At 65.4% G+C, this 23,588-nt stretch carries 18 protein-coding genes; 7 read left to right on the top strand and 11 right to left on the bottom strand.

All coding sequences use genetic code 11. The features are described from left to right. Position 1 precedes the first annotated feature (1 nt). Complete coding sequence (locus FNV92_RS05830) at positions 2–1,909, bottom strand: M3 family oligoendopeptidase (RefSeq protein ID WP_143841746.1); 1,908 nt, start codon at positions 1,907–1,909, stop codon at positions 2–4. 127 nt (positions 1,910–2,036) lie between these two features. On the opposite strand from FNV92_RS05830, the gene FNV92_RS05825 reads away from it, so the two are divergent. The 3 genes from FNV92_RS05825 to FNV92_RS05815 all read left to right on the top strand — a co-directional run bounded on the left by FNV92_RS05825 (position 2,037) and on the right by FNV92_RS05815 (position 7,935). After that, positions 2,037–3,533 carry a sigma-54-dependent transcriptional regulator gene (locus FNV92_RS05825; protein ID WP_143841747.1) on the top strand — a complete coding sequence of 499 codons (1,497 nt, stop codon included), beginning with the start codon at positions 2,037–2,039 and terminating at the stop codon, positions 3,531–3,533. Between the two features lie 346 nt (positions 3,534–3,879). After that, on the top strand, positions 3,880–6,033 hold the full coding sequence (locus FNV92_RS05820; protein ID WP_143841748.1) for a L,D-transpeptidase family protein: 2,154 nt from the start codon (positions 3,880–3,882) through the stop codon (positions 6,031–6,033). 279 nt (positions 6,034–6,312) lie between these two features. Then, complete coding sequence (locus FNV92_RS05815) at positions 6,313–7,935, top strand: peptidoglycan L,D-endopeptidase MepK (protein WP_143841749.1); 1,623 nt, start codon at positions 6,313–6,315, stop codon at positions 7,933–7,935. A gap of 14 nt (positions 7,936–7,949) precedes the next feature. Here FNV92_RS05815 and FNV92_RS05810 read toward each other — a convergent pair whose 3' ends face one another. The 3 genes from FNV92_RS05810 to FNV92_RS05800 all read right to left on the bottom strand — a co-directional run bounded on the left by FNV92_RS05810 (position 7,950) and on the right by FNV92_RS05800 (position 9,209). Then, a complete protein-coding gene (locus tag FNV92_RS05810; protein ID WP_014439813.1) occupies positions 7,950–8,369 on the bottom strand; it encodes a hypothetical protein in 420 nt (139 codons plus the stop codon). A gap of 62 nt (positions 8,370–8,431) precedes the next feature. After that, on the bottom strand, positions 8,432–8,704 hold the full coding sequence (locus FNV92_RS05805) for a DUF2312 domain-containing protein (RefSeq protein WP_008136868.1): 273 nt from the start codon (positions 8,702–8,704) through the stop codon (positions 8,432–8,434). Positions 8,705–8,903: 199 nt separating this feature from the next. Beyond that, positions 8,904–9,209, bottom strand: a complete 306-nt coding sequence (locus tag FNV92_RS05800) for a DUF1244 domain-containing protein (protein WP_143841750.1) — start codon at positions 9,207–9,209, stop codon at positions 8,904–8,906. 178 nt (positions 9,210–9,387) lie between these two features. Here FNV92_RS05800 and FNV92_RS05795 point away from each other — a divergent pair, with 178 nt between their 5' ends. Both FNV92_RS05795 and pyk read left to right on the top strand, forming a co-directional pair. Continuing rightward, a complete protein-coding gene (locus tag FNV92_RS05795) occupies positions 9,388–9,975 on the top strand; it encodes a DUF1036 domain-containing protein (RefSeq protein WP_014439811.1) in 588 nt (195 codons plus the stop codon). After that, on the top strand, positions 9,972–11,408 hold the full coding sequence (gene pyk / locus FNV92_RS05790; protein WP_143841751.1) for a pyruvate kinase: 1,437 nt from the start codon (positions 9,972–9,974) through the stop codon (positions 11,406–11,408). The genes FNV92_RS05795 and pyk overlap by 4 nt, the downstream gene beginning before the upstream one ends. Before the next feature lie 151 nt (positions 11,409–11,559). Here pyk and FNV92_RS05785 read toward each other — a convergent pair whose 3' ends face one another. Both FNV92_RS05785 and FNV92_RS05780 read right to left on the bottom strand, forming a co-directional pair. Continuing rightward, entirely contained in the window at positions 11,560–12,240 is a 681-nt protein-coding gene (locus tag FNV92_RS05785; RefSeq protein WP_014439809.1) for a TetR/AcrR family transcriptional regulator, read from the bottom strand. Positions 12,241–12,649: 409 nt separating this feature from the next. Next, positions 12,650–12,814 (bottom strand): Flp family type IVb pilin, encoded by a 165-nt coding sequence (locus FNV92_RS05780; RefSeq protein ID WP_014439808.1) that lies wholly within the window; start codon positions 12,812–12,814, stop codon positions 12,650–12,652. A gap of 397 nt (positions 12,815–13,211) precedes the next feature. On the opposite strand from FNV92_RS05780, the gene FNV92_RS05775 reads away from it, so the two are divergent. Further along, the gene (locus tag FNV92_RS05775; protein WP_143841752.1) at positions 13,212–14,702 is read left to right on the top strand and encodes a hypothetical protein; all 1,491 of its coding nucleotides are present in this window, start codon (positions 13,212–13,214) and stop codon (positions 14,700–14,702) included. After that, complete coding sequence (locus FNV92_RS05770) at positions 14,699–16,168, top strand: hypothetical protein (protein ID WP_143841753.1); 1,470 nt, start codon at positions 14,699–14,701, stop codon at positions 16,166–16,168. The genes FNV92_RS05775 and FNV92_RS05770 overlap by 4 nt, the downstream gene beginning before the upstream one ends. A 65-nt stretch (positions 16,169–16,233) precedes the next feature. Here the strand turns inward: FNV92_RS05770 and FNV92_RS05765 are convergent, their stop codons facing one another. The 5 genes from FNV92_RS05765 to pal all read right to left on the bottom strand — a co-directional run bounded on the left by FNV92_RS05765 (position 16,234) and on the right by pal (position 23,321). Next, complete coding sequence (locus tag FNV92_RS05765) at positions 16,234–18,003, bottom strand: DUF6798 domain-containing protein (RefSeq protein ID WP_143841754.1); 1,770 nt, start codon at positions 18,001–18,003, stop codon at positions 16,234–16,236. 245 nt (positions 18,004–18,248) lie between these two features. After that, positions 18,249–20,171 carry an ATP-dependent zinc metalloprotease FtsH gene (gene ftsH / locus FNV92_RS05760; RefSeq protein ID WP_014439804.1) on the bottom strand — a complete coding sequence of 641 codons (1,923 nt, stop codon included), beginning with the start codon at positions 20,169–20,171 and terminating at the stop codon, positions 18,249–18,251. A gap of 291 nt (positions 20,172–20,462) precedes the next feature. Further along, a complete protein-coding gene (gene tilS, locus FNV92_RS05755; RefSeq protein WP_143841755.1) occupies positions 20,463–21,533 on the bottom strand; it encodes a tRNA lysidine(34) synthetase TilS in 1,071 nt (356 codons plus the stop codon). Between the two features lie 64 nt (positions 21,534–21,597). Beyond that, on the bottom strand, positions 21,598–22,644 hold the full coding sequence (gene ybgF / locus FNV92_RS05750) for a tol-pal system protein YbgF (RefSeq protein WP_168213334.1): 1,047 nt from the start codon (positions 22,642–22,644) through the stop codon (positions 21,598–21,600). 188 nt (positions 22,645–22,832) lie between these two features. Further along, complete coding sequence (pal, locus tag FNV92_RS05745; RefSeq protein WP_041748053.1) at positions 22,833–23,321, bottom strand: peptidoglycan-associated lipoprotein Pal; 489 nt, start codon at positions 23,319–23,321, stop codon at positions 22,833–22,835. Between the last annotated feature and the right edge of the window lie 267 nt (positions 23,322–23,588).

Here is a 23,588-nt window from a genome sequence, read left to right as displayed (position 1 = left end):
CTCAGCCCATCGCCTCCAGCTCGTCGATCATCCCGGCAATGACGCTCAGGCCGCCATCCCAGAATTTGGGATCCTTGGCATCGAGCCCGAACGGCCGCAGCAGCTCGGAATAATGCTTGGTGCCGCCGGCCGCGAGCATGTCGAGGTAGCGCTCGGCAAAGCCTTCCGCGGCGTTCTCGTAGACCGCGTAGAGCGAGTTCACGAGACAATCGCCGAAGGCATAGGCGTAGACGTAGAACGGCGAATGGATGAAGTGCGGGATGTACATCCAGTAGTTCTCGTAGCCCGCCTTGATCTCGATCGCCGGCCCCAGGCTCTCGCCCTGCACCGAGAGCCAGATCTCGCCGAGCCGCGTCGCGGTCAGTTCGCCGTTCTTGCGCTCGGTGTGGACCGCGCGCTCGAAGGAATAGAACGCGATCTGCCGCACCACGGTGTTGATCATGTCCTCGACCTTGCCGGCGAGCAGCGCCTGGCGCTGCCTGGCGCTCTTGGTCTGCGCCAGCAGCCGCCTGAAGGTCAGCATCTCCCCGAACACGCTCGCGGTCTCCGCCAGCGTCAGCGGCGTCGGTGCCATCAGCGCGCCGTTCTTCGCCGCCAGCACCTGGTGCACGCCGTGGCCGAGCTCGTGCGCGAGCGTCATCACGTCGCGCGGCTTGCCCTGGTAGTTCATCAGCACATAGGGATGCGCCGACGGCGTGGTCGGATGCGAGAACGCGCCCGGCGCCTTGCCGGGACGCACCGGCGCGTCGATCCAGCGGTCGGTGAAGAAGCGCTCGGCGATATCGGCCATTTGGGGCGAGAAGCCGCGATAGGCGGTCAGCACCATGTTCCGCGCGTCGGGCCAGCCGATGGTGTCGGTCGCCGCAAAGGGCAGCGGTGCGTTGCGGTCCCAATAGGCCAGCCGCTTCTTGCCGAACCACTTCGCCTTCAGCGCGTAGTAGCGATGCGACAGCTTCGGATAGGCCGCGCGTACGGAGGCGACCAGCGCATCCACCACCTCGCGCTCGACGCGGTTGTTCAGATGACGGGAATCCGCGACGTCCTTGAAGCCGCGCCAGCGGTCGGAGATGTCCTTGTCCTTGGCCAACGTGTTGGTGATCAGCGCGAAGGTGCGCTCATTGGCCTTGAAGGTCTTTGCCAGCGCCTCGGCCGCAGCCTTGCGCTTGGCGCCGTCACGGTCCGCCAGGAAATTCAGCGTCGGCTCGATCGCCAGTTCCTTGGACCCGACCTTGAAGCGCAGGCCGGAGATGGTCTGGTCGAACAGCCGGTTGAAGGCGGAATAGCCGGTTTGCGACTTCTCGAGGAAGAGCTGCTCGAGCTTGTCGTCGAGCTGATACGGCTTCTCCTTGCGCAGATCCTCGATCCACGGACGGTAATACGCCAGCTCGGTGGCCTGCATCGCGCGGTTCAAGATATCGTCATCGACGCGATTGAGCTCGAGCGCGAAAAACAGAAGATGGGTCGACGCCGCCGTCAGCCGCTCCGACACATCGCCGTAAAACTTTGAAATCTTGGGGTCCACGCTGTCGCCGGCATGAACGAGGTCGGCATAGGAACCGAGACGGCCGGCGAGATCGTCGATCGCCTCATAGCGTCGCACCGCCTCGGCGAGCCATTTTCCGCCATCTTCGTTTGCTGTGCCTGTCGCGAGCTTGCCCTTGTAGTCGGTCTCGAAGGCGACGCAATCGGCATCCATCTTTTCGAGATCGCGCGCCACTTCCGGCGCGTCGATCCCGGAATAGAGATCGGCGAGATTCCACTCCGGAAGCTTGCCGGTCTTGCTCGCAGACTTTGCGGGCGAAGATTTGGAGGGCTTTGGCTTGACGGCGGATTTCTTGGCGGCGGACGTCTTGGTGGCGGACTTGCGGAGAGCGGACTTTTTGAGAGCAGTCTTGGAGCGCGAATTCATTGTGTGGGAAACCTGTGTTCAACAATCGCGACGGCGGGCGAGGGCATCAAGGTTTAAGAGTGCGTTAATCGGCTTCGGCCAGAGTGCCCCGATTCGAGACAGATAGTAGTAGCGTGCGGGGAACACCATGGCTGCCAGTATTTTGATCGCCGACGACGACGCTGTGGCCCGCCGGCTGGTCGAGAACATGGTGCAGAAATGCGGCTATGAGACGATCGTCGTGGACTCCGGCGACGCCGCGATCGCCGCCCTCACCGCCCCCGATGCACCGGCCGTCGACGGCGTCATCCTCGATCTGGTGATGCCCGGCCTCGACGGCATGGGCGTGCTGGCGAAAATCCGCGAGGCCGGCCTCAGCGTCCCCGTCATCGTGCAGACCGCCCATGGCGGCATCGACAATGTGATTTCCGCCATGCGCGCGGGCGCGGCCGATTTCGTCGTCAAGCCGGTCGGCATGGAGCGGCTCCAGGTCTCGCTTCGCAACGCCCTCAACGCCTCCGCGCTCAAGGGCGAATTGCAGCGCATCCGTCACAGCCGCGAGGGCCGGCTGACCTTCTCCGACATCATCACCCGCGCCGAAGCGATGGGACCGGTGATGCGCACCGCGCAGAAGGCGGCGGGCTCCTCGATCCCCGTGCTGATCGAGGGCGACTCCGGCGTCGGCAAGGAAATGTTCGCGCGTGCCATCCACGGCAGCGGCGAGCGCAAGGCAAAGCCCTTCGTTGCGGTCAATTGCGGCGCGATCCCCGACAATCTCGTGGAGTCCATCCTGTTCGGCCACGAGAAGGGCGCCTTCACCGGCGCCACCGAACGCCACACCGGCAAGTTCGTCGAGGCCCACGGCGGCACGCTGTTCCTGGACGAGGTCAGCGAGTTGCCGCTGACCGCGCAGGTCAAGCTGCTCCGCGCGCTCCAGGAGGGCGCGGTCGAGGCGGTCGGCGGACGCAAGCCGGTCAAGGTCGACGTCCGCATTATCTCGGCAACCAACCGCCGGCTGTTGGAGCGGGTGAAGCAGGGACATTTCCGCGAAGATCTGTTCTATCGCCTCCACGTGCTGCCGCTGACGATCCCGTCGCTGCGCGCCCGTCGCGAGGACATCCCGCACCTTCTGCGGCATTTCCTGGCGCGCTTTGCCGCCGAGGAGAACCGTCCCATCGCCGGCATCAGCGGCGAGGCGGTCGCGCATCTCGCCCAGCTCGACTGGCCCGGCAACATCCGTCAGCTCGAAAACGCGGTCTACCGCGCGGTGGTCATGAGCGAAGGCGACCAGCTTGGCCTCGGCGACTTCCCCATGCTTTCCTCGCAGCCGCATCCTGAAACGGAGATTCCGACCGCACCGCTGATGCTGGAGCCGATCGCGTCGCCCTCAATGGTATCGGGTAGCGAAATACCGATTGCGCCGCTGCCGTCGGCGGGATCCCTCTCCATGCTGACCCCAACCGGCGACATCCGCCCGCTGGAGGACATGGAGAACGAGATCATCCGCTTTGCGATCTCGCACTACCGCGGACAGATGTCCGAGGTCGCCCGCCGCCTCAAAATCGGCCGGTCCACCCTCTATCGCAAACTCGACGAAGCCGGGGTTCCCGGCCATGGCGGGAAAAGCGGCGAGGAGACGCACTGAACCTCATGCGAACGGAGGTTCGCGTGACCCTGCGGGACCGCCGTAAGCCGTTCGCATGACGGCGGAATTCGACGGCGGCTTGAACCGTGACTTGGAAGTGACAGACACAGTGAAAAGCGCGCGGCAGAGGCGCACAATCCGTTGCAAACCAGCTTCCTTGAAGTCAGTTTGTCGTGAGTTGTCCCGGGTAGCGCTGGCTGCATAAACGGGGCCTGTATATCGTCTGCGTAGGAATCGTTGCGTGCAGGCGTGCAACTTTCGAGAGGCCGGCGCGGTTTAGCCGAAGCTCACTAGGCGATAACGAAGCTGTTCCACGAGGGACAGTTCACCCGAGGGGTGTGACAAAATGCGTGACTGTTTGAACCACCGTGCAGGCTTTGACCGCGTCTTGATGACGGTCGCGGCAACCTTCCTCACGGTATCGGCCAGCTCGGCCCTGGCGCAGGATCAGCCGCGCAGCAGCGCCGCCGAACTCGCGATCGAAGCCGCGATCCCGCGCCCTGAGCCGGCAAACGTCGCCCCCCCGACCGCAGCAGACATCAAGCTCGACAGCACCGCCACGGTGCAGGACTCCACGAAGGAGCCGACCAAGGAACCCGTGAAGGCCGAAGCCGCACCGGCACCTGCCAAGGTCGAGACTAAGCCCGCCGATGTCGCCACCACGCCCGCGCCTGAAGCGCAGCCCGCCAAGGCCGATACTGCGACCACAACGCCGGCCGCTCCGGCAGCACCCGCCACAGCTGCGGCTCCGGCCGCCGAGCCGGTGAAGGCCGCGAGCAACGTGCCCGCCGCCGACCAGCCGGTCGCCGACAAGCTCAAGGACATCATCGGCGCCAAGACCTCGCGTCATTTCGACCGCAAGAACGAGCGCGCAGCCGTGGAGAAGTTCTACGGCGCACGTGACTTCGCACCGGTCTGGACGCAAGCCGGCAGCCTGACCGCTGCGGCCAAGGGCGTGATTGCGCGACTGAAGGATGCCGCGTCCGACGGCCTCAATCCGGCCGACTATCCGGTGCCGGATTTCGCCGCCGCCACTAATCCCGATGCGCTCGCCGATGCCGAGCTGAAGCTCACCGCCAGCATGTTCGACTATGCACGCCAGGCCCAGAGCGGCCGCATGCACTGGTCCCAGGTCAGCGGCGACATCCTCTATCCCGAGCATCCGGTCGATCCGAACGAGGTGCTCGCCAAGATCACGACCGCGACCGACGCCTCCGCTGCGCTCGACAGCTACAACCCGCCGCACAAGCTCTACAAGGAGCTGAAAGCCAAGCTCGCGGAGCTCCGCGGCCAGGGCAATGGCCCGGTGATCGAGATCGCTGATGGTCCGGCGCTGAAATACACCCCAGCCGGCAAGAAGCAGGCTGAAATCGTCGTCGAAGATCCGCGCGTGCCGCAGCTCCGCGCCAAGCTCGGTCTCGCCGAGAACGCCAGCGACACCCGCTATGACGCGACGGTCGCCGAAGCCGTGCGCAAGTTCCAGAACAGCGCCGAGCTGAAGGCGACCGGCATCCTCGACGACAAGACCGTCAAGGCGATCAACACCCCGAAGCGCGACAAGCAGATCGACGTGGTGCTGGTGAACATGGAGCGCTGGCGCTGGCTGCCGCGCGACCTCGGCGTTCCCTCGCTGGGCGACGCCTATGTCATCCTCAACATTCCCGACTACACGCTGAAGGTGATGCAGCGCGGCCAGCAGGTCTGGACCACCCGCGTCGTCACCGGCAAGCCGGGTACGCATGCGACCCCGCTGCTCACCGAGACGATGAAGTACATCACGGTCAACCCGACCTGGAACGTGCCGCCGTCGATCGTCTACAACGAATATCTGCCGGCACTTCAGCAGGACCCGACCGTGCTCCAGCGCATGGGCCTCAAGCTCGAACAGAACCGCGACGGCTCGGTGCACATCTCCCAGCCGCCCGGTGAAGCCAACGCGCTCGGCCGCATCCGCTTCAACTTCCCGAACAAGTTCCTGGTCTATCAGCACGACACGCCGGACAAGAACCTGTTTGCCCGGGACGAGCGCGCCTTCAGCCACGGCTGCATGCGGGTGCAGAACCCGGATCAGTACGCCTCGGTTCTGCTCGGCATAGCAATGCCGAACGAGAAGTACACGCCGGAGCGCATCCGCAGCATGTACGGCAAGAGCGAGATCGACCTGAAATTCCCAACCCCGATCCCGGTTAACATCACCTATCAGACCGCGTTCGTGGATGATGGCGGCAAGCTGCAATTCCGCAAGGACGTCTATGGCCGCGACGCGACCATGATCAACATCCTGAAGAACAGCCGCGGCAAGGACCTCGAGAACATAGTGGCCCACTCGCAGCCGAGCTATTCGCGCCCGGCGACGACGCTGCCGAACGGTGTGGCGGTGGCCAACAACAATGGTGGCTCGTCCGGCCTCAATTTCTTCGAGCGGCTGTTCGGGGCCCCGACCCCGCCGCCGGCTCCGGTCGGCCGCCGTCCGCAGCAACAGCGAGTATTCACCCGCTGAGCCCGGCTCGGACCAAGCGCCTCATTTCCTGAAATTCTGCAATAAAATCAGCGATCCCGTCCCTTGGATGGGGTCGCTTAACGTTAACCATTCTCCACCTGACTTCGGGCGGCGGGCGTTTTTTTGCCACACTCAACCGGTTAGGTTTGTATTCTGACTTGGTTTGGGGGCGGGAAGGTCAACCTCAAATTAACCTTCTCGCTTTAAGAAAGCGTTCACCCTCTTTCGCGCGCTAACGGGGTTGGCGGGAGAGTCCATTTTGAACGCTCGGTCGACTGGGTGGGCTCTAACGTGCTGACTGGTCTCGCACGCCAATTCGCTGTGCTGTCGTTGTCCCATGCGGGAGTGAAGGCCGGATCCAGGATCGGTCTCGCTTGCGCAGTGCTGTTTGCGGCTGCCGGTTCGGTTCACGACGCCGCCGCGCTGAACGAGACCAAGACCCTCTCCTTCCACCACACCCATTCCGGCGAAGACCTCACCGTCACCTTCAAGCGCGACGGTCGTTACGATGAAGCCGCGCTGAAGCAGCTCAATCATTTCCTGCGCGACTGGCGCACCCAGGACGAGACGGTCATGGACCGTCGCCTGTTCGACATCCTCTGGGAAGTCTATCGCGACGTCGACGGCAAGCAGCCGATCCAGATCATCTCCTCCTATCGCTCCCCCGCCACCAACGCCATGCTCCGCCGCCGCTCCTCCGGTGTGGCGCGCTTCAGCCAGCACATGCTGGGACACGCGATGGACTTCCACATTCCGGGCGTGCCGCTGGAGCAGATTCGTTTTGCCGGCCTGCGCCTGCAGCGCGGCGGCGTCGGCTTCTATCCGACCTCCGGCTCGCCCTTCGTGCATCTGGACACCGGCAGCATCCGGCACTGGCCGCGCATGACGCATGACCAGCTCGCCCGCGTCTTCCCGGACGGAAAGACGGTGCATCTGCCGACCGATGGCACGCCACTGAAAGGCTATGAACTCGCCAAGGCCGAGATCGAGCGCCGGGGCAATGGCGACGATTCCGGCAGCAGCAAGCCGGGCTTCTTCGCCGCCTTGTTCAAGGGCAAGCCGGCTCCGGCCGCCAGCAGCAGCGACGAGGATGACGAGGGCGCTCCGGCGGCGGCCGCCAAGCCTGCTTCGCCGACCGTGGTCGCAGCCGCAACCAGGCCGGCCGATCCGGTGCCGACACCGCGCGCCAAGCCGTCGATTGCCGCCACGATCCAGCTTGCCTCGGCCGATGCGCAGATCATTGCGCCGCCCAAGCCGAAGCCCGCGCCCGTGGCTGACAAGTCCCCCGCCGGCAAGCCCGAGACTCCCGCCGACATCATCAATGCGCGCGGCTTCTGGGATACCCCGGCCGCGCCACAGCAGGCGACGCCCGCCCAAGTGGCTGCGCTCAGGGCGCGCCAGGCCCTTGCTCAGGCCACTGATCCGCAAGCGACTGCCAGCGTCTCCAGCGCGGCCTATCAGGCATTGGCCTATGCGCCGGCCTCCGCCTCTCCGGTCGACCGCGCCAACGTCGTCGCCGCCTCCGCGCCGATCCCGCGCGCAGCCCGTCCCGCCGCCGCGACGCGCAGCCTCGCGCCCGCAACCGAGATCAACACCGTTGTCGGCAAGAGTTTCGATGGCGCAGTCGCCACCGCAACCCGCCTCTCGGCGCCCAAGAGTGAGAGCATCTGGCTCAAGATCGTGATGCTGTCGCCAAGCGCCAGCCGCGCGATGTCGGTGACGCTGATGGGCGAGCTCGATACCGTCGCGTTGCGCAGCTATTTCGTCAAGCCGCAGGTCGTGGTCGCGATGGGCTTTGCCGACGATCCGATGCAAGGCCTGTCCTGCGACAGCTTCACGGGCGCCGCCACCGCGAAGCTCCAGACGACGTCGTTCGTCATGCGGACGGCGTCGCTGCGCTGAGGTCTTCGAGCGCGTTAGCGCTTGCTCCGCCGATCCAGATGATATGTCAGCGCCAGCGACAGGCAGACCGTAAGTTCCTGTTTCGGCAGCGCGCCTGACACCGGCAACAACAACGCCCTCGTCTGCCGGTACTCGAATTGATCGGGAAAGCGCTCGCGAAAGGTGTCGACCAGCGTCGTCCTGCAGTTGAACAGGATGGCAGCGCGCTCGGAATCCTTCAGCCGGCCAAGCCGGATTGTGCTGCCGCTACCGGTCTCACCGGTCAGATAAGCAGGCTCGCCCCATTTCAGGGTTTCGGTGAGACGGCCAACATCGTCGTGCGCGGCGGCTGTCGCAAAGATCAGCGCGCGCACCTGCAGCAGCCGCTTGCCGATCGGCGCCGGAAGAACGTCGAAAGCGCGGCCTACCTCGCGCGGCAGTGGCGGCGCGGTCACGACGTCTCTCCCGCCTTGAAGACTTTGGCTCGTCCTGGCTCCCTCCAGGACGAGAGCCGGCCTCAGATCATACCAAGCGCTTGCATGTAGGTCTCGAGGATCGTCTCGGCCTCGGCGCGCTCGTTGGGGTCCTGCTTGCGCATCCGCACGATGGTGCGCAGCGCCTTGACGTCGTAGCCGTTGCCCTTGCTCTCGGCGTAGACGTCGCGAATGTCGTCGGAGATCGCCTTCTTCTCTTCCTCCAGACGCTCGATGCGCTCGATGATGGATTTGAGCTGGTCCTTGGCAAATTTCGTCGCGGGCTCGTCGTCGCGGACGGCGGCGGAGGTGGCCATCTTGGTACTCCCAATGAAACTGGCAAAACGAGGTGACGCCGGCATCCTCACCGCGCGTGCTGGATAGACCCTTAGGGTTGGCGCTCCCTGCGTTCAAGCAAGCATCGCGCTCGTCCACAGCGCGCCCACACCTTCCTACGGTGAAACGAAGAAAGCTGTTGTGTGATGCGACTCAGGGCACGCGTTCGACGAAGCCGGTTCAGTGCCCGTGGGGATGGACTTTCTTCATCGCCTCGATCTGCTCGGGCGTGGCCGCGCCCTGGTATTTCGACTTCCAGGTCTCGTAGGGCATGCCGTAGACGGCCTCGCGGCTCTCGTCCTTGCTCAAGGCGACGCCTTGAGCGTCAGCGGCGTCCTTGAGCCAGTTGGACAGGCAGTTGCGGCAGAAGCCCGCCAGATTCATCAGATCGATGTTCTGGACGTCCGTGCGCGTCTTCAAATGATCGACCAGACGCCGGAAGGCGGCCGCCTCGAGCTCTGTTCTGGTTTTGTCGTCGATTGCCATAACTGAATTCCCTGGCTGTGGCCTGGCTCAGACCCTGATGGCGGTCACCCTTACGGGATCAGGTGGGGTCCTGTCACAGATTTTGCCATATCCCGGCGCAAACGAGGGCAAAGCCGCCCGGGCGGCAGTTCCTCGCCCTACGCCAAATCGTCAATGATCTGATATAGCTTTCGCGACAATGATCGCCGAATCTCCCCGCTCCCCGCTTCGCCTGCTCGCCCGGTTGGTCCCGGTGCTGGTGGTTGGCCTGCTGTGCCTCTGGGCCAGCCCGGCCTCCGCCGATTTCCGGCTCTGCAACAACACCTCGAGCCGGGTCGGCATCGCGCTGGGCTACAAGGACGCCGAGGGCTGGACCACTGAGGGCTGGTGGAACATCTCGTCCCGCTCCTGCGAGACCCTGCTGCGGGGAACGCTGGTCGCCCGCTACTATTACATCTACGCGATCGACTATGACCGCGGCGGCGAATGGTCGGGCCAAGCCTTCATGTGCTCGCGCGACAAGGAATTCACCATCCGCGGCACCGAGGATTGCCTCGCGCGCGGATACGACCGGACCGGCTATTTCGAGGTCGACACCGGCGAGCAGCGGGCCTGGACGGTGCAGCTCACCGACGCCAACGAGCAGCCGTCACGGCAGCAGCGCGTGCCCGGCCTGCCCGGCCCGGTGGGCCCGGGTGGCGGCGTTCCGGGTTTGCCCAACGGTCCGCCCGGTGCTACGCCCCCGGGCTCGCCCGGCCTGCCACCCCCGCCTGGAAATAAGCCATGAGGCGTCTTCGCCGTATCAAGATTCTCGCGACGCTCGGACCTGCCTCTTCGGACCTTGCGATGATCCGCCGCCTGTTCGAGGCCGGCGCCGACCTGTTCCGCATCAACATGAGCCACACCCCGCACGACAAGATGCGGGAGCTGGTGGCGACGATCCGCAATGTCGAGAGTAGCTATGGCCGGCCGATCGGCATCCTGGTCGACCTGCAGGGCCCCAAGCTGAGGCTCGGCGCCTTCGCCGAGGGCGCGGTGCAGCTCCAGAACGGACAGACCTTCACCCTCGATTCCGACAAGACGCCGGGCGATGCCACGCGCGTCAATCTCCCGCATCCGGAGATCCTGGCCGCGCTGCGGCCGGGCCATTCGCTGCTGCTCGACGACGGCAAGGTGCGCCTGATCGCGGAGGAGACCTCGAAGGAGCACGCGGTGACGCGCGTCGTGGTCGGCGGCCGGATGTCCGACCGCAAGGGCGTCAGCCTGCCCGACACCGACCTGCCGGTCTCGGCGATGACGCCGAAGGACCGCGCCGACCTCGAGGCGGCGCTGGTCACCGGCGTCGACTGGATCGCACTGTCCTTCGTGCAGCGCGCCGACGACGTGCTCGAGGCCAAGAAGATGATCCGCGGCCGCGCCGCCGTCATGGCCAAGATCGAGAAGCCGCAGGCGATCGACCGTCTCGCCGACATCCTCGAGGCCTCCGACGCGCTGATGGTGGCGCGCGGCGACCTCGGCGTCGAACTGCCGCTCGAGCGTGTGCCGAGCCTGCAGAAGCAGATGACGCGCATGGCGCGCCGCGCCGGCAAGCCGGTGGTGGTCGCAACCCAGATGCTGGAATCGATGATCCAGTCGCCAGTGCCGACCCGCGCCGAAGTCTCCGACGTCGCCACCGCCGTCTATGAAGGGGCCGACGCCATCATGCTGTCGGCGGAATCGGCGGCCGGCAAATTCCCGGTCGAGGCGGTCGCGACCATGAATCGCATCGGCGAGGAGGTCGAGCGCGACCCGATCTATCGCTCCGTGCTCACCGCCCAGCGCCCCCCGCCGGAGACGACCGCGGGCGATGCCATCGCCGACGCCGCGCGGCAGATCGCCGAGACGCTCGACCTGCCCGCGCTGATCTGCTGGACCAGCTCGGGCTCGACCGCGGTGCGCGTCGCGCGCGAGCGGCCGAAGCCGCCGATCGTGGCGATCACGCCCAACATCAGCGCCGGCCGCCGGCTCGCCGTCGTGTGGGGCGTGCATTGCGTGGTGGCGGACGATGCGCGCGACCAGGACGACATGGTGAGCCGCGCCGGCCAGATCGCGTTCCGGGACGGCTTCGTCCGCGCGGGCCAGCGCGTGATCATCGTCGCCGGCGTGCCGCTCGGCATCCCCGGCACCACCAATATGGTGCGCATCGCATCGGTCGGCCCCGAGGGCGACGCGGATATCTAGGGCCGCCGGTACGGCCCAAACGAAAACCTCGAAAACAACCCCATGCACAGTAGCCGGCGCGTCCGGCTGGTTTGCTGAGGTCTTGCGAAAACGCGTGCTCAGGCAATGACCTGAGCGCGATCAGGTCTCAGCCCCGCTTCCCGTCCAGCTTTCAAGCCCCGACCAGCGCTTTTGCGGTTGGCAGCAGCGTCTGCTGGACCACCAGGCCGCGGGCCCGGGCGTCCATGACGCCGACGGCGCGCAGTGCCAGCAGCGTCACGGTCTGCACGGCGTCGCGCATCCTGGCGGGATCTTCGAGATTGTCGGGCGCAAGCGGCCCGACCAGCGCCTCATGCAGCGCGCCGAGCAGCGCGGTCGCGGCAAGTGCGGTGTCCTGCGCCGGCAAATGACCGGCACGCACGGCAGCGTCGATCCGGGCTGCGATCTCGCCCGCGATCTCGCGGCGGCTGGCAAGGCGGGAGGCGCTGACGTCGACATCGACGGGCTCGGCGAGGATGCCCCAGGCCAGCCGGCGCTGCGACAGGGTATGGACCGCCACCGTGGTCACAGCGGCCGCCAGTGCCGAGGACGGCCCGGGCGCGGCTTCAGCCGCCCGGCGGATCGCCGCGAGCTCGTCGCGCGAGACTTCGGCAATCAGTTCGGAAATCAGCTCGGCCTTGGAGGGGAAGTAGCGGTAAACGGTGCCGGCCGCGACATTGGCCCGGACCGCGACCGGCGCGATCTGCACCGCCGCCATCCCGCCTTCCGACGCAGCCTCGCGCGCCGCCGCCAATATCGCACTGCGCCGCGCCGCAAGGCGCTTCACCACTTGATGCGTTCGCCGATAAACCATGGCGCGCTTCCTGTCCCACACGCCTGCCGCACGCCCGCGGCCGAACGCTTCGTCACTGCAAAAGATGCAAATCGCCCCGCAAGGACTGAACAACTATTCAGAGTGGATGACAAGATGCAAATGCGTGGAGCGTCACGGCGAACGGACGGGAGCGCCATGCTAACGACCAAGGCCAACGACGAGCGCTAGAAGAACGCGGGCATTGGAGGCACGAGAGCTTCCAACAGCGTCATGGCCGGGCTTGTCCCGGCCATCCACGCCCGACGCCGGGGCACAGAGAACGTGGACGCCCGGGACAAGCCCGGGCGGTATTCATAAGAGAGTGCCATGCTCGCGACCGGAAAAGACCACCCAAAACAAAAGAGCCCCGTCCAGGACGGGGCTCTCGAAACTCTCAGGTCGTCCAGTCTTACTTGAGGCTGGACGAGATCGAGCCGAACTTGGTGTTCAGCGAGGTGCCGAGGTTGTTGACGACGGTGATGATGGCCAGCGCGATGCCGGCGGCGATCAGACCGTATTCGATGGCGGTGGCGCCGGATTCGTCCTTCACGAAACGCGAAACGAGGTTCTTCATAACAGCTCCCAAAGAGTACACGAGGCTACAACTGATCTGGTCTTTTCGGCTTCCCAGCGCCGCCCGACCATGAAACCGAACGTAGAGGCAAAGAATTGCGTCGCAGTTAATTCGACTGCGGAAACACGAAGCGCATTGCACGTATTCGACGATGGTAAACCGGAATTGAAAACAATCCGTTAAATCGTACCTATCCGCTGCAGTGATGCGAAGCGCGATTTACTCGAAGTTATGACCGCGCGTGGTGCAATGCCGTCCGCTCGGACCGAAACGCGATGGGAATAAATCGTTCATCGCACTTCGCGTTATTGTTCGAGCATGATCTTTCCGGAAAGCCGCGGCACACTTTTCGGGATCATGCTCGGGTCGACGAGAACAAGCAGGACAACGAGGCGGCATGTCCCTTTCCTTTGCCAACAGCATCGCGGTGCAGAGCCGCGCGCGCGCCCTGGTGCCGCTGTGTGTCGGTGCCTGCACCTATCTGTTCTTCTTCTTTACCGGCGACACGCTGCTTCAGGACTCCGACTCGTTCTGGCAGATCAAGATTGGGCAGTGGATCCTCGATCACGGCGCCATGCCGTATACGGACTTCTATTCCTTCACACGGCAGGGCGAGGCCTGGATCTCGACGTCGTGGCTGTCGCAGGTGCTGTTCGCCTTCTCCTATGCGCAATGGGGGTGGGCAGGTCCCGTGATCATCACCGCGATCGGGGTGGCGCTCACCGCCGCAATCCTGGTCCATCTGCTCGAAACGCAGATCGAGGCGCCGCGCGCGGTGCTGTTTGCGATGCTGGCGCTGGTGCTGTCGTTGCATCACGTGCTGGCGCGTCCGCATATTCTCGCATTGCCCGTGATGGTAGCGTGGGTCGGGCTGCTGATGGCGGCCGCCGACCGCAGAAGCGCGCCGTCCTGGACCTGGCTGCCGCTGATGGCGCTGTGGGCGAACTTGCATGGCGGCTTCGTGCTTGGCCTCGCGCTGATCGGTCCGATCTCGCTCGAGGCGGTCGAACATGCGGAGAAGGGACAGCGGCTTCGGCTGTTCATGCGCTGGGTGCTGTTCGGCGCCGGCGCGCTGCTCGCGAGCTGCTGCACGCCTTACGGCTGGCGAACGCTGATGGGGGCGACCAACATCCTCAGCCTCGGCGAGCTGCTGTCGCTGATCTTCGAGTGGATGCCGGCGAACTTCGCCACCTTCACGTCGTTCGAAGGCGCGCTGCTCGGCCTGATCGCACTCGGCTATTATCGCGGCCTCGTGCTCTCGGCGCCCCGGATATTCCTGATCCTGTTCCTGACCTGGAGCGCGCTGACCCATGTCAGGAGCATCGATGCCTTTGCCTTCCTGGTGCCGCTGGTGCTGGCAAAGCCGCTCGGCGAGATGCTCCCGCGCTCACTGGCCGAATCTGCCGGCGCCGACCGCTGGCCGGCGCGCACCGTCACCGCATTCGGCGCGCTGATGATCGTGGCCGCAGGCTGGACCTCGACCGCGCTCTTCATGGCGCACCACGCCTTCACCTTCACGATGACGCAGACGCCGGTTGCGGCGGTCGACCTGCTCGAACAGCGCAAGGTGCAGCGCATCTTCAACGCCTACCAGTTCGGCGGCTATCTGATCTCACGCAACATCCCCGTCTACGTCGATGGCCGCGCCGAGCTCTACGGCGAGAAATTCGTCATGGACTTCTTCAAGGCGACCGAAGGCAAGAAGCCCGAGTTGCTGCCGCGCCTGCTCGACGACTACAAGATCGACGCGACGCTCCTGGTCGCCGACGCACCGGGCCCGCAGATCCTCGATCAGCTCAAGGGCTGGAAGCGGATCTACGCGGACGACATCGCCGTGATCCATGTGCGGGATGGCGCGTCCGCCGCGGCCGCGCCGGCCAAACCGTGACGATCGCGGCCAGTCTTCCAATCGCGCATCGCCAGCGAAACCTGGCGCCGCTGTGCGCTGCGGCCGCGACCTATCTGCTGCTGCTGGTGAGCGGCGACGGCCTGCTGCACGACCCGGATACGCTCTGGCAGATCAAGGTCGGCCAATGGATTCTGGATCATCGGGCCGTGCCCTGGACCGACGTCTATTCCCTGACGCGCCAGGGCGACGTCTGGCTCTCGACATCCTGGTTGTCCCAGGTGCTATTCGCGGCGACCTATTCTCACTGGGGTTGGGCCGGGCCCGTCATCCTCGCCGCCACGGCGATCGCGGCGGCGATGGGCCTGTTGCTGGCCCTGCTGCAGCGGCATCTCACCCTGCCCTATGCGCTGGTCTTCTGCCTGCTCGCGATGACGCTGGCGACGCCGCATCTGCTGGCGCGTCCCCACGTTCTCGCGCTGCCCGTCATGGTCGGCTGGGCCGGTGCCTTGATGGCCGCGGCCGACCGCGGCCGCGCGCCCTCCTTCCTGCTGCTACCGCTGATGGTGCTGTGGGCCAACCTTCACGGCGGCTTCGTGCTCGGACTCGCCCTGATCGGGGCGATCGGCCTTGAATCGCTCTGGCGCGCGGCGCCGGCACGGCGGCTGGCGCTTACATTGAAGTGGGTCGCATTCGGGCTTGCCGCGCTGGTGGCGAGCTGCTGCACACCCTACGGCCTCGACACCTTGCTGGGCGCTCTGCGCATCCTCAGCCTCGGCACATCCTTCGCGGTCATCGCCGAATGGCGCCCGGCCGATTTCAGTTCGTTCAGTCCGTTCGCGGGCGCACTCCTCGCTCTCCTCGGTCTCGCGCTCTCCCGCGGCCTCTCGCTGTCGCCGCCGCGCGTGCTGCTGATCCTGATCGCAACCTGGATGGCGCTGGCACATATCCGCAGCATCGAGACCTTCGGCATACTCGTCCCACTGGTGCTGGCGCAGCCGTTGGGCACGGGGATCAGGCCCACTGCGTCAGACGCGCCACGGGCCCTGTGGATGGTCCCGCCCGCGCCGGCGGCGCTGGTGATCGTCATGGCTGTCGCGAGCGCGACCGCGGCCTTTGTCGCACATCACGCCTTCGCATTCTCAGCAACGCAGACGCCCGTTGCAGCGGTCGACGTTCTCTCCGAACGCAGGGGCGCGCGCATCTTCAATTCCTATGGCTTTGGCGGCTACCTCATCGTTCGCGACATCAAGCCTTTCGTCGACGGAAGGTCGGAGCTCTACGGCGAAAAATTCCTGATGGACTATTTCGCCGCCGAGGACGGGCGCGACGTGGCCGGCCTGCTGCGCATGCTGGACGACAACAGGATCGACGCAACGCTGCTCACCGCCGATTCTCCCGCCGCCCAGATCCTCGATCACATCAGGGGCTGGAAGCGGCTCTACGCCGACGCCATCGCCGTGATCCACGTCCGCGACGAACAGCAGGCCGCGACGCCACCGAAGTGAGCGCGTGGCGCGCTCTCAATTCCCGGACTGCAACCAACTCTTGCGATCGAGACGAGCTCGATGGCTCAGCCGGCAGATCGCTCCGCCGCCGGCGATGCGTCCTTCCGGGCTGCAGGGGCGTCCGCGCCGGTCGAGAACACGCAGAGCCGCTTCGTGCGATAGACGACGCCGTTCCCCGCGTCCGGGCTCTGACAGACATCGACGACATAGCCGATGCCGTTGCGCGAGGCATAGGCCATTCGCTCCGCAAGCGAGTTCAGGCCCTCGACATCCGTCAACCGGCTTCGCCAAACTGGATAATAGGACGGCGTCAAGACCGATGATCCGCCGCGCTTGAAATCGACCCAGACGCGACGATGCGAGACGAATTCAAACACGCTGCCGCGATCGAGCGCCATGTCGGCGATACTCACCTCGGCCCGGCCGTCAAGCTCCGGCCGTCTCGGCGTCAGGAACATTGCAGTCACAGGCGTATTGCCGCGCGCCCACTTGCCGACGTCGGTCCACTCCGAGACCGCCTCGTTGCAGATCCGGCTGAAGCTGATGCCGGACCAGATCGCAAGCGGGTATGCGACGAGAACGGTCGTGGCAAGCACCAGATAGCCCATGGTGCGCTGATAGGATTGGGGCGGTCCCGGCACGCTCGTTCGAAGCGCAAAGACCAGGACGGCTGCGACGAGAGCCAGGCCGGGCCAGCCATCAAAGGTCACGAACAGCACGATCAGGCAAGCCGGAAGGAAAGCCGCCTCCCTGTCACGCCGCAGCCAGTTCGTCGCCAATGCCGCGATCGCCAGGGCGGCCAGCAGATGAATGACCGTGCTCGAGCGCAGCAGATGCAGGTTGAGAATGATCGGTGATCTCGTGACGAACGGAAGGGCGATTCCGATCAGATAGACCAGAATGATGCCGAGATAGGCCGCCCGCAATTCGGGCGCGGCCTGCCTCGACCAGAACAGCGCGAGCGCTCCGATGAGTATGACACCCGACAGACCCACGATGTCGCCGAGCGATGTCGTGTCGAACAGCACGTGTCCGGGAAAATACTGGCGCAGGAAATTCGCAAGGTCGAACGGATGACCGAACTCCGGATTCGAGAAGAACCCGCGCAGCACGACATACGCAAGCGGCAGGCACAGGATGCAGCCGATCAGCACGCGCGACGAGATTTCGCCGATCGTGGCTTTCCGCTGCGACAGCTGCCAGATCCCGATCAGCGCCAGCGGCGGCACGAGCCAGGCCGCAAAGAAGGCGTTGATGAAGGACGTGATGCCGACGGCAACGATCGCTGCCGTGTAGAAGCCTCGCGCGGCAAAGTAGATCGCCAGAAGCGCCACGCCATTCGCCATCTCCGAATGGGTGAAGTAGTTGATGAACAGGCCGCCGGAGCCGGCGTAGCTGTAGCCGTCGAGAAACGCGACGAAGCAGAGGATCAGGCTGAAGACGATCTTGTCGCGCCGTTCCGTCACCCCGAGCAGGGAGGCGCAACAGAGAAACCCGACGAAGCTGACCAGCCGGGAGAGGAAGAACAGGACGAAGAACAGCAACGGAACATTGTCGAAATACTTCTCGACACCGCTCAACGTCAGCCAGACGCCGGACGCAAAGTAACGCAGCGACTGGATATACCCGTCGTTCTGATATTGCGGCTCGTCGTAAAGACCGGCGACGATCGGCAAATGATAGAGATTGCTGGTCAGACCGAAGACGAAACCCGTCCGCAGCACGGACAACGCCGATGCGAAAAATGCGATCAGAAATGTCTCGGCCCAGGCGTTCGGAATGCTGGCCGCGCGACCGCGACCGACTATGTCAGAGGTGACGTTGACGTCCACCATCGGGGTGCCGGAGCAAGTGAGGGCTGCGGATCAGCCTCGGTTAAGCGCCGTGTCTACCGCCCGCTTTCAAGCATCTGGCTGGCCCTGGCCCGCGGAGCGATGGAGACGCACCTCAGCAGACCTAACCGGCAAACGCTAATGGCGGATTAATCCGCGTCCGGGAATTGGACGCGCCAGCCCCCACAGCGGCCAACAAAAAACGCGGCGTTTCCGCCGCGTTTTTCAATTCGATTGGCCGCTTCTCGTTACGCCTGCGGCTGCGGCTCCAGGCCGGGATCCGGATCGGGCCGCGGGCGCGACTTGCCGGCCGGCGGCACGGCGGAGGCGCGCGGCGTGGTCGGCTCGAGCACGGACTCGCGGTTCGGCTTCTTGCCCTTGAGCAGATCGATGATCTCGTCGCCGGACAGCGTCTCGAACTCGAGCAGGCCCTTGGCAAGCGCTTCCAAATCGGCGCGCTTTTCCGTGAGAATGCGCGTTGCTTCGTTGTAGCCTTCCTCGACGAAACGCCGGATCTCGGTATCGATCTTCTGGACTGTCGCTTCCGATGCGTTCTGGGTGCGCGACACCGACATGCCGAGGAAAACCTCGTCCTGGTTTTCACCATAGGACACGGTGCCGAGCGCCTCGGACAGGCCCCAGCGCGTCACCATCATGCGGGCGAGGCGCGTGGCCTGCTCGATGTCGGAGGACGCACCCGAGGTCACCTTCTCGCGGCCGAAGATCAGCTCTTCGGCGACACGGCCGCCCATCATGATGGCAAGGCGCGAGGTCATCTGCTCCAGCGACATCGACAGCTTGTCGCGCTCGGGCAACTGCATGACCATGCCGAGTGCACGGCCGCGCGGAATGATGGTCGCCTTGTGGATCGGGTCGGTCGCGACGACGTTGAGGCCGACGATGGCGTGACCGCCCTCGTGATAGGCCGTCAGCAGCTTTTCTTCCTCAGTCATGACGAGCGACTTGCGCTCGGCGCCCATCATCACCTTGTCCTTGGCCTCTTCGAACTCGGCCTGCGTCACCATTCGCTTGTTGCGGCGGGCGGCGGTCAGGGCGGCTTCGTTGACGAGGTTCATCAGGTCCGCACCGGAGAAGCCCGGGGTGCCGCGCGCGATGGTCTTGAGGTTGATATCCGGCGCCAGCGGCACCTTGCGGACGTGAACCTTGAGGATCTGCTCGCGGCCGACGACGTCGGGATTGGGCACCACGACCTGGCGGTCGAAGCGGCCGGGACGCAGCAGCGCGGGATCGAGCACGTCGGGACGGTTGGTCGCCGCGATCAGGATCACGCCCTCGTTGGCCTCGAAGCCGTCCATCTCGACCAGCAACTGGTTCAGCGTCTGCTCGCGCTCGTCATTGCCGCCGCCAAGACCGGCGCCACGGTGACGACCGACCGCGTCGATTTCGTCGATGAAGATGATGCAGGGCGCGTTCTTCTTGGCCTGCTCGAACATGTCGCGGACGCGGGACGCACCGACGCCGACGAACATCTCGACGAAGTCGGAACCCGAAATGGTGAAGAACGGCACGTTGGCTTCGCCCGCGACCGCACGCGCGATCAGGGTCTTGCCGGTGCCGGGAGGGCCGACCAGCAGCACGCCGCGCGGAATGCGGCCGCCGAGGCGCTGGAATTTGCCGGGGTCGCGCAGGAATTCGACGATCTCCTGCAGGTCCTGCTTGGCTTCGTCCACACCGGCGACGTCCTCGAAGGTGACGCGGCCATGCGCTTCCGTCAGCATCTTCGCGCGCGACTTGCCGAAACCCATCGCCTTGCCGGCGCCGCCCTGCATCTGCCGCGACAGGAAGATCCAGACGCCGATCAGCGCGATGAAGGGCAGCCAGGAGACCAGCAGCGAGACGAACCACGGCACGTTGTCGCCGGGCGGCTTCGCGCTGATCTGCACCTTGCTGTCATAGAGGCGCTTCACCAGCGTCGGGTCGTTCGGCGCATAGGTCTGGAAGCTCGAGCCGTTGGTGAAGGTGCCGTGGATGTCCGGCCCCTGGATCACGACGTCGCGCACATTGCCGCGGTCAACTTCGCTGAGGAGTTGGGAGAAGGCGATGTCCTGCGAGGAGGCGCGCTGACCCGGATTCTGGAAGAGCGTGAACAACGCCAACAGCAGCAGGACAATGATGACCCAGAGGGCGAAATTGCGCAGATTGGCGTTCATCGATCTTCCTTCGTGGTCGCGCGGATCGCGGCCCTGATCCTTCGTCGTTTACTTGGTCAGTTACTTTGGGCAGCGCGAGGAAATCCCAAAGGAATCTTCTCGGTTGGACGCATACAATCTAGGTGCCGCCCCGGTCGCTGCCAAGGGAACGAGATGGGACTATTTAGCCCATCTTGGAGCGATTCCCGCTGAAATAATGGCGATCAATCCGGGGTTTTTCCCGCCTGGTTAAGGTGTCCTGACGGCGCATGGCGGAAACGGCCGGTGTCATGGTCCGCCCTCATCCGCCCATCAGGTCCCCTTGCAGGTCCCCTTGGACCGTCGGGCCGGCGCCGGCGTGATGTGGATACGCCCCCCGGTAAGGCTGATCAAGGCTCCCGCAAGGGTCTGCTTCAGGATCGCACGGCCACGTGCGGCACCAGCGGGCCCAGCGGCGATGGCCTGATCAAGCGCGGCCATGAGGGTTTCGACCTTGCCGAGTTCCGCCGGCCCCTCATGGCCGAGGGCATTGACGGCCCGCAGAAGAAGCCGCAGCCGAACCTCCTCCGGCAGGGCGGCAAACGCGGATGCTTCATAGCGCCGACTGCCCGCCTGCGGCGCATCGCCGCGCGCCCGGAGCTGAAGGAAGCGCTCGGCGCCATCGACCAGCACCTCGACCGCCGCATTGGCGCGGGACAGCCGCACCGCCAGCCGCGCCAGCGTGCGGGCATCGCCACCCTCCATCGCGAGCTGCGGCAGCAGCGCGCGCAGCCGCGGCCGGGTGAAGGCGGTGTCGCGATTGGTGGGATCGTCGGCAAAGCCGATCTTGGCGCGCTTCAAGGTCGCGACGAGCTGCGACTTCGGCACATCGAGCAGAGGGCGCGCCAGGACGATGCCGTCGCGCTCAGTGCGGCGCGCCATCGCCGACAGCCCGGCAAGCCCGCTGCCGCGAACCAGGCGCATCAACAGGGTCTCGGCCTGGTCGTCGCGGGTGTGGGCGGTCAGCACATGGCTCGCGCCGGCCTTGCGCGCGGCCTGCGCGAGCAGGCGGTAGCGCGCCTCGCGGGCGGCCGCCGGCAGTCCCCTCTTCGGCTTCACACCGCGCCAGCGCAGGGTCCGGTGGGTCAGGCCGAGCTCTGTTGCCAGCTGCTTGACCTCGCGCGCCTCGTGGGCCGCTTCGGGTCGCAGGCCATGATCGACGGTGACGACGGTAAGTTGCGGGCCGCGCGAAAGGCTGCGCCGCCAGCGCGCGGCGAGCCACATCAGCGCGACCGAGTCCGGCCCGCCGGAGACCGCGAGCACCAGTGCCGGTGAGCTCTTGAGCTCGGCGAAGAGTTGCTTCGCCGCGCGCGCCGAAATCGGCGAATTGTCGTCGTCTGACATGACGCTGCAATCGTCCGCGGATGGACCGACTGTTTAGCGCAAACTGATACGCCTTGTCAGCGGATCAGCACTTCACGCGCTTCTGCTCGCGATCGACCGCGGCCTTGACGCCGGCGGAGGCGCGCGGAAATTTGCGGCCGACCTCGCCGAAGGCGGCGCAGGCGGCCTCCTTCTCCTTCAGCGCGGCCAGCGACTGGCCGAGCCGCAGCAGGGCATCCGGCGCCTTGGCCGATTTGTCGTATTTGGTGGTGACGGCGAGGAAGGCTTCCGCGGAGTCGCGATATTGCTGGCGCTGGAAGTAGCTCTCGCCGAGCCAGTATTGCGCGTCCCCGAGCAGCGGGTCGCCAGGATATTTCTGCGCAAAATTCTTCATGGTCTGCTCGGCGAGCGCATAGTCCTTGCGCTGCATGTAGCCGATGCCGAGGTCGAACTCGTCGCGCGGCGTTGCCGAGGGCGGCAGCGTGGTCAGGCCAGGGGCAGCGCTTCCGGCCGGCGCGGGATAGCCTGGCTGGGCCGGCGGATAGACCGGCTGGGCGGGCGCTGCGGCCTGCGGATAGCGACCGCCGGTGTTGCCAAGATCGAGCGGCTCGCCGGCGTTGCGCCCGCCGGGCGCGCCGACCTGAGAACCTGCCGGCATCGGCTGCTGTCCGCCGCCAAGCGCGCGCGGCGCGCCGGGCGCGCTTGGATTCTGGCTCGGGTCAAAGGCATCGCCGCGGCGACGGCTGCCGGGGGCGCCCGGCGCCGGCTGCTCCTGAACGATCGGCGCGGGAGCCGCGATCTGGGGCTGCTCGTAGTTCGGCTGAGCGGGCTGCTGCTGACGGTAGGCCGGCGCGACCTGAGCAGGCGGCATCGCGGCGACATTGGGCTGCGCCGGCGCCTGTCCGGGCGTCGCGCCTTGCGCGCCGCCCTCCAGCGCCCGCAGCCGCTCTTCGAGCTGACGGTTGCGATATTGCAGCTCTTCGTTCTGGCCGGTGAGCTGGCGCAGCTGGTTTTCAAGCCGCTCGATCCGGATCTCGGGGTCATCGTCCGACTGAGCGAAAGAAGGCGAGCCCAAAGACAGCAGCGCGGCGATCGCCACGGTGCCGGAAAAGACCTTGGATCTGGATGACATCTTGCCCTGACGACGAAAACGAAATGATCTGCGACGGAACATGCGACGCGGCACACATTGAAAGGCACTACGCCAAAAATGTGACTGGCACCACGGGGTTTCGGTCACAGATTGCTGAAACGAAACCGGCGCCCGAGAGGGCGCCGGCATGATCGGTTTCCGAAGATGAACGGTGCCTGACTGAAGCCTCAGGAGCTCGCGTTCAGCACAGTCACGGCGCGACGGTTCTGCGACCAGCAGGAGATGTCGTTACAGACGGCGACCGGCCGCTCCTTGCCGTAGGAGATCGTGCGCATGCGGTTGGCGTCGATGCCGCGCGAGGCGAGGAACGAACGCACCGACTGGGCACGGCGGGCGCCGAGCGCGATGTTGTATTCGCGGGTGCCACGCTCGTCGGCATGACCTTCGATGGTGAAGGAGTAGCGCGGGTAGCTCTGCAGCCACTGTGCCTGCTTCTCCAGGGTCACGATCGCCTGCGGGGTCAGATCGGTCTGGTCGCTTTCGAAGAACACGCGGTCACCCACGTTGACGACGAAGTCCTGCTGGCTGCCCGGCGTCGCCGCGTTGGCCATCGCATCCGTCGCAGCATTCTTGTTGGCGCAGGCGCCCATCGACAGCGCGATTGCGACCACCGCAGCCAGCTTCAATCCCTGGAGGATGCGCATAGGGTATTTCATTCCGGAGCCTCCACGCTCACGTTCGTCCACTGCCATCGGGTCTACAGGGGGTTGGTTAAGCGAACGTTCCGTCAACCTTGACGGAACCTTGCTCAAGCCGGTCAAATGCCCCCAACCAGCGAAAAGCACCCGCCATGGTTAATGGGTTGTAAATGTGGCGCGAGGGTGAAGGCAAGCCGCGTTCGCCGGCAACCATGCCGGTTTTGCCGGAATTTCAGCCCAAGGTGTGATCCGCGGAGACGGGGGCTGCGGCCGAAAGGCATCGGG

The sequence above is a fragment of the Bradyrhizobium cosmicum genome (assembly GCF_007290395.2).
GTDB classification, from domain to species: Bacteria; Pseudomonadota; Alphaproteobacteria; order Rhizobiales; family Xanthobacteraceae; genus Bradyrhizobium; species Bradyrhizobium cosmicum.
The sequence above is the reverse complement of the archived record's forward strand: the minus strand, read 5'-3'. Positions and strand labels throughout refer to the sequence as shown.

Bases quoted from the DNA above. Each gene is read 5' to 3' on its own strand.
- FNV92_RS05830 (WP_143841746.1), bottom strand. From the start codon at position 1,909: ATGAATTCGCGCTCCAAGACTGCTCTCAAAAAGTCCGCTCTCCGCAAG.
- FNV92_RS05825 (WP_143841747.1), top strand. From the start codon at position 2,037: ATGGCTGCCAGTATTTTGATCGCCGACGACGACGCTGTGGCCCGCCGG.
- FNV92_RS05820 (WP_143841748.1), top strand. From the start codon at position 3,880: ATGCGTGACTGTTTGAACCACCGTGCAGGCTTTGACCGCGTCTTGATG.
- FNV92_RS05805 (WP_008136868.1), bottom strand. From the start codon at position 8,704: ATGGCCACCTCCGCCGCCGTCCGCGACGACGAGCCCGCGACGAAATTT.
- FNV92_RS05800 (WP_143841750.1), bottom strand. From the start codon at position 9,209: ATGGCAATCGACGACAAAACCAGAACAGAGCTCGAGGCGGCCGCCTTC.
- FNV92_RS05795 (WP_014439811.1), top strand. From the start codon at position 9,388: ATGATCGCCGAATCTCCCCGCTCCCCGCTTCGCCTGCTCGCCCGGTTG.
- pyk (WP_143841751.1), top strand. From the start codon at position 9,972: ATGAGGCGTCTTCGCCGTATCAAGATTCTCGCGACGCTCGGACCTGCC.
- FNV92_RS05785 (WP_014439809.1), bottom strand. From the start codon at position 12,240: ATGGTTTATCGGCGAACGCATCAAGTGGTGAAGCGCCTTGCGGCGCGG.
- FNV92_RS05780 (WP_014439808.1), bottom strand. From the start codon at position 12,814: ATGAAGAACCTCGTTTCGCGTTTCGTGAAGGACGAATCCGGCGCCACC.
- FNV92_RS05775 (WP_143841752.1), top strand. From the start codon at position 13,212: ATGTCCCTTTCCTTTGCCAACAGCATCGCGGTGCAGAGCCGCGCGCGC.
- FNV92_RS05765 (WP_143841754.1), bottom strand. From the start codon at position 18,003: ATGGTGGACGTCAACGTCACCTCTGACATAGTCGGTCGCGGTCGCGCG.
- ftsH (WP_014439804.1), bottom strand. From the start codon at position 20,171: ATGAACGCCAATCTGCGCAATTTCGCCCTCTGGGTCATCATTGTCCTG.
- tilS (WP_143841755.1), bottom strand. From the start codon at position 21,533: ATGTCAGACGACGACAATTCGCCGATTTCGGCGCGCGCGGCGAAGCAA.
- ybgF (WP_168213334.1), bottom strand. From the start codon at position 22,644: ATGTCATCCAGATCCAAGGTCTTTTCCGGCACCGTGGCGATCGCCGCG.
- pal (WP_041748053.1), bottom strand. From the start codon at position 23,321: ATGAAATACCCTATGCGCATCCTCCAGGGATTGAAGCTGGCTGCGGTG.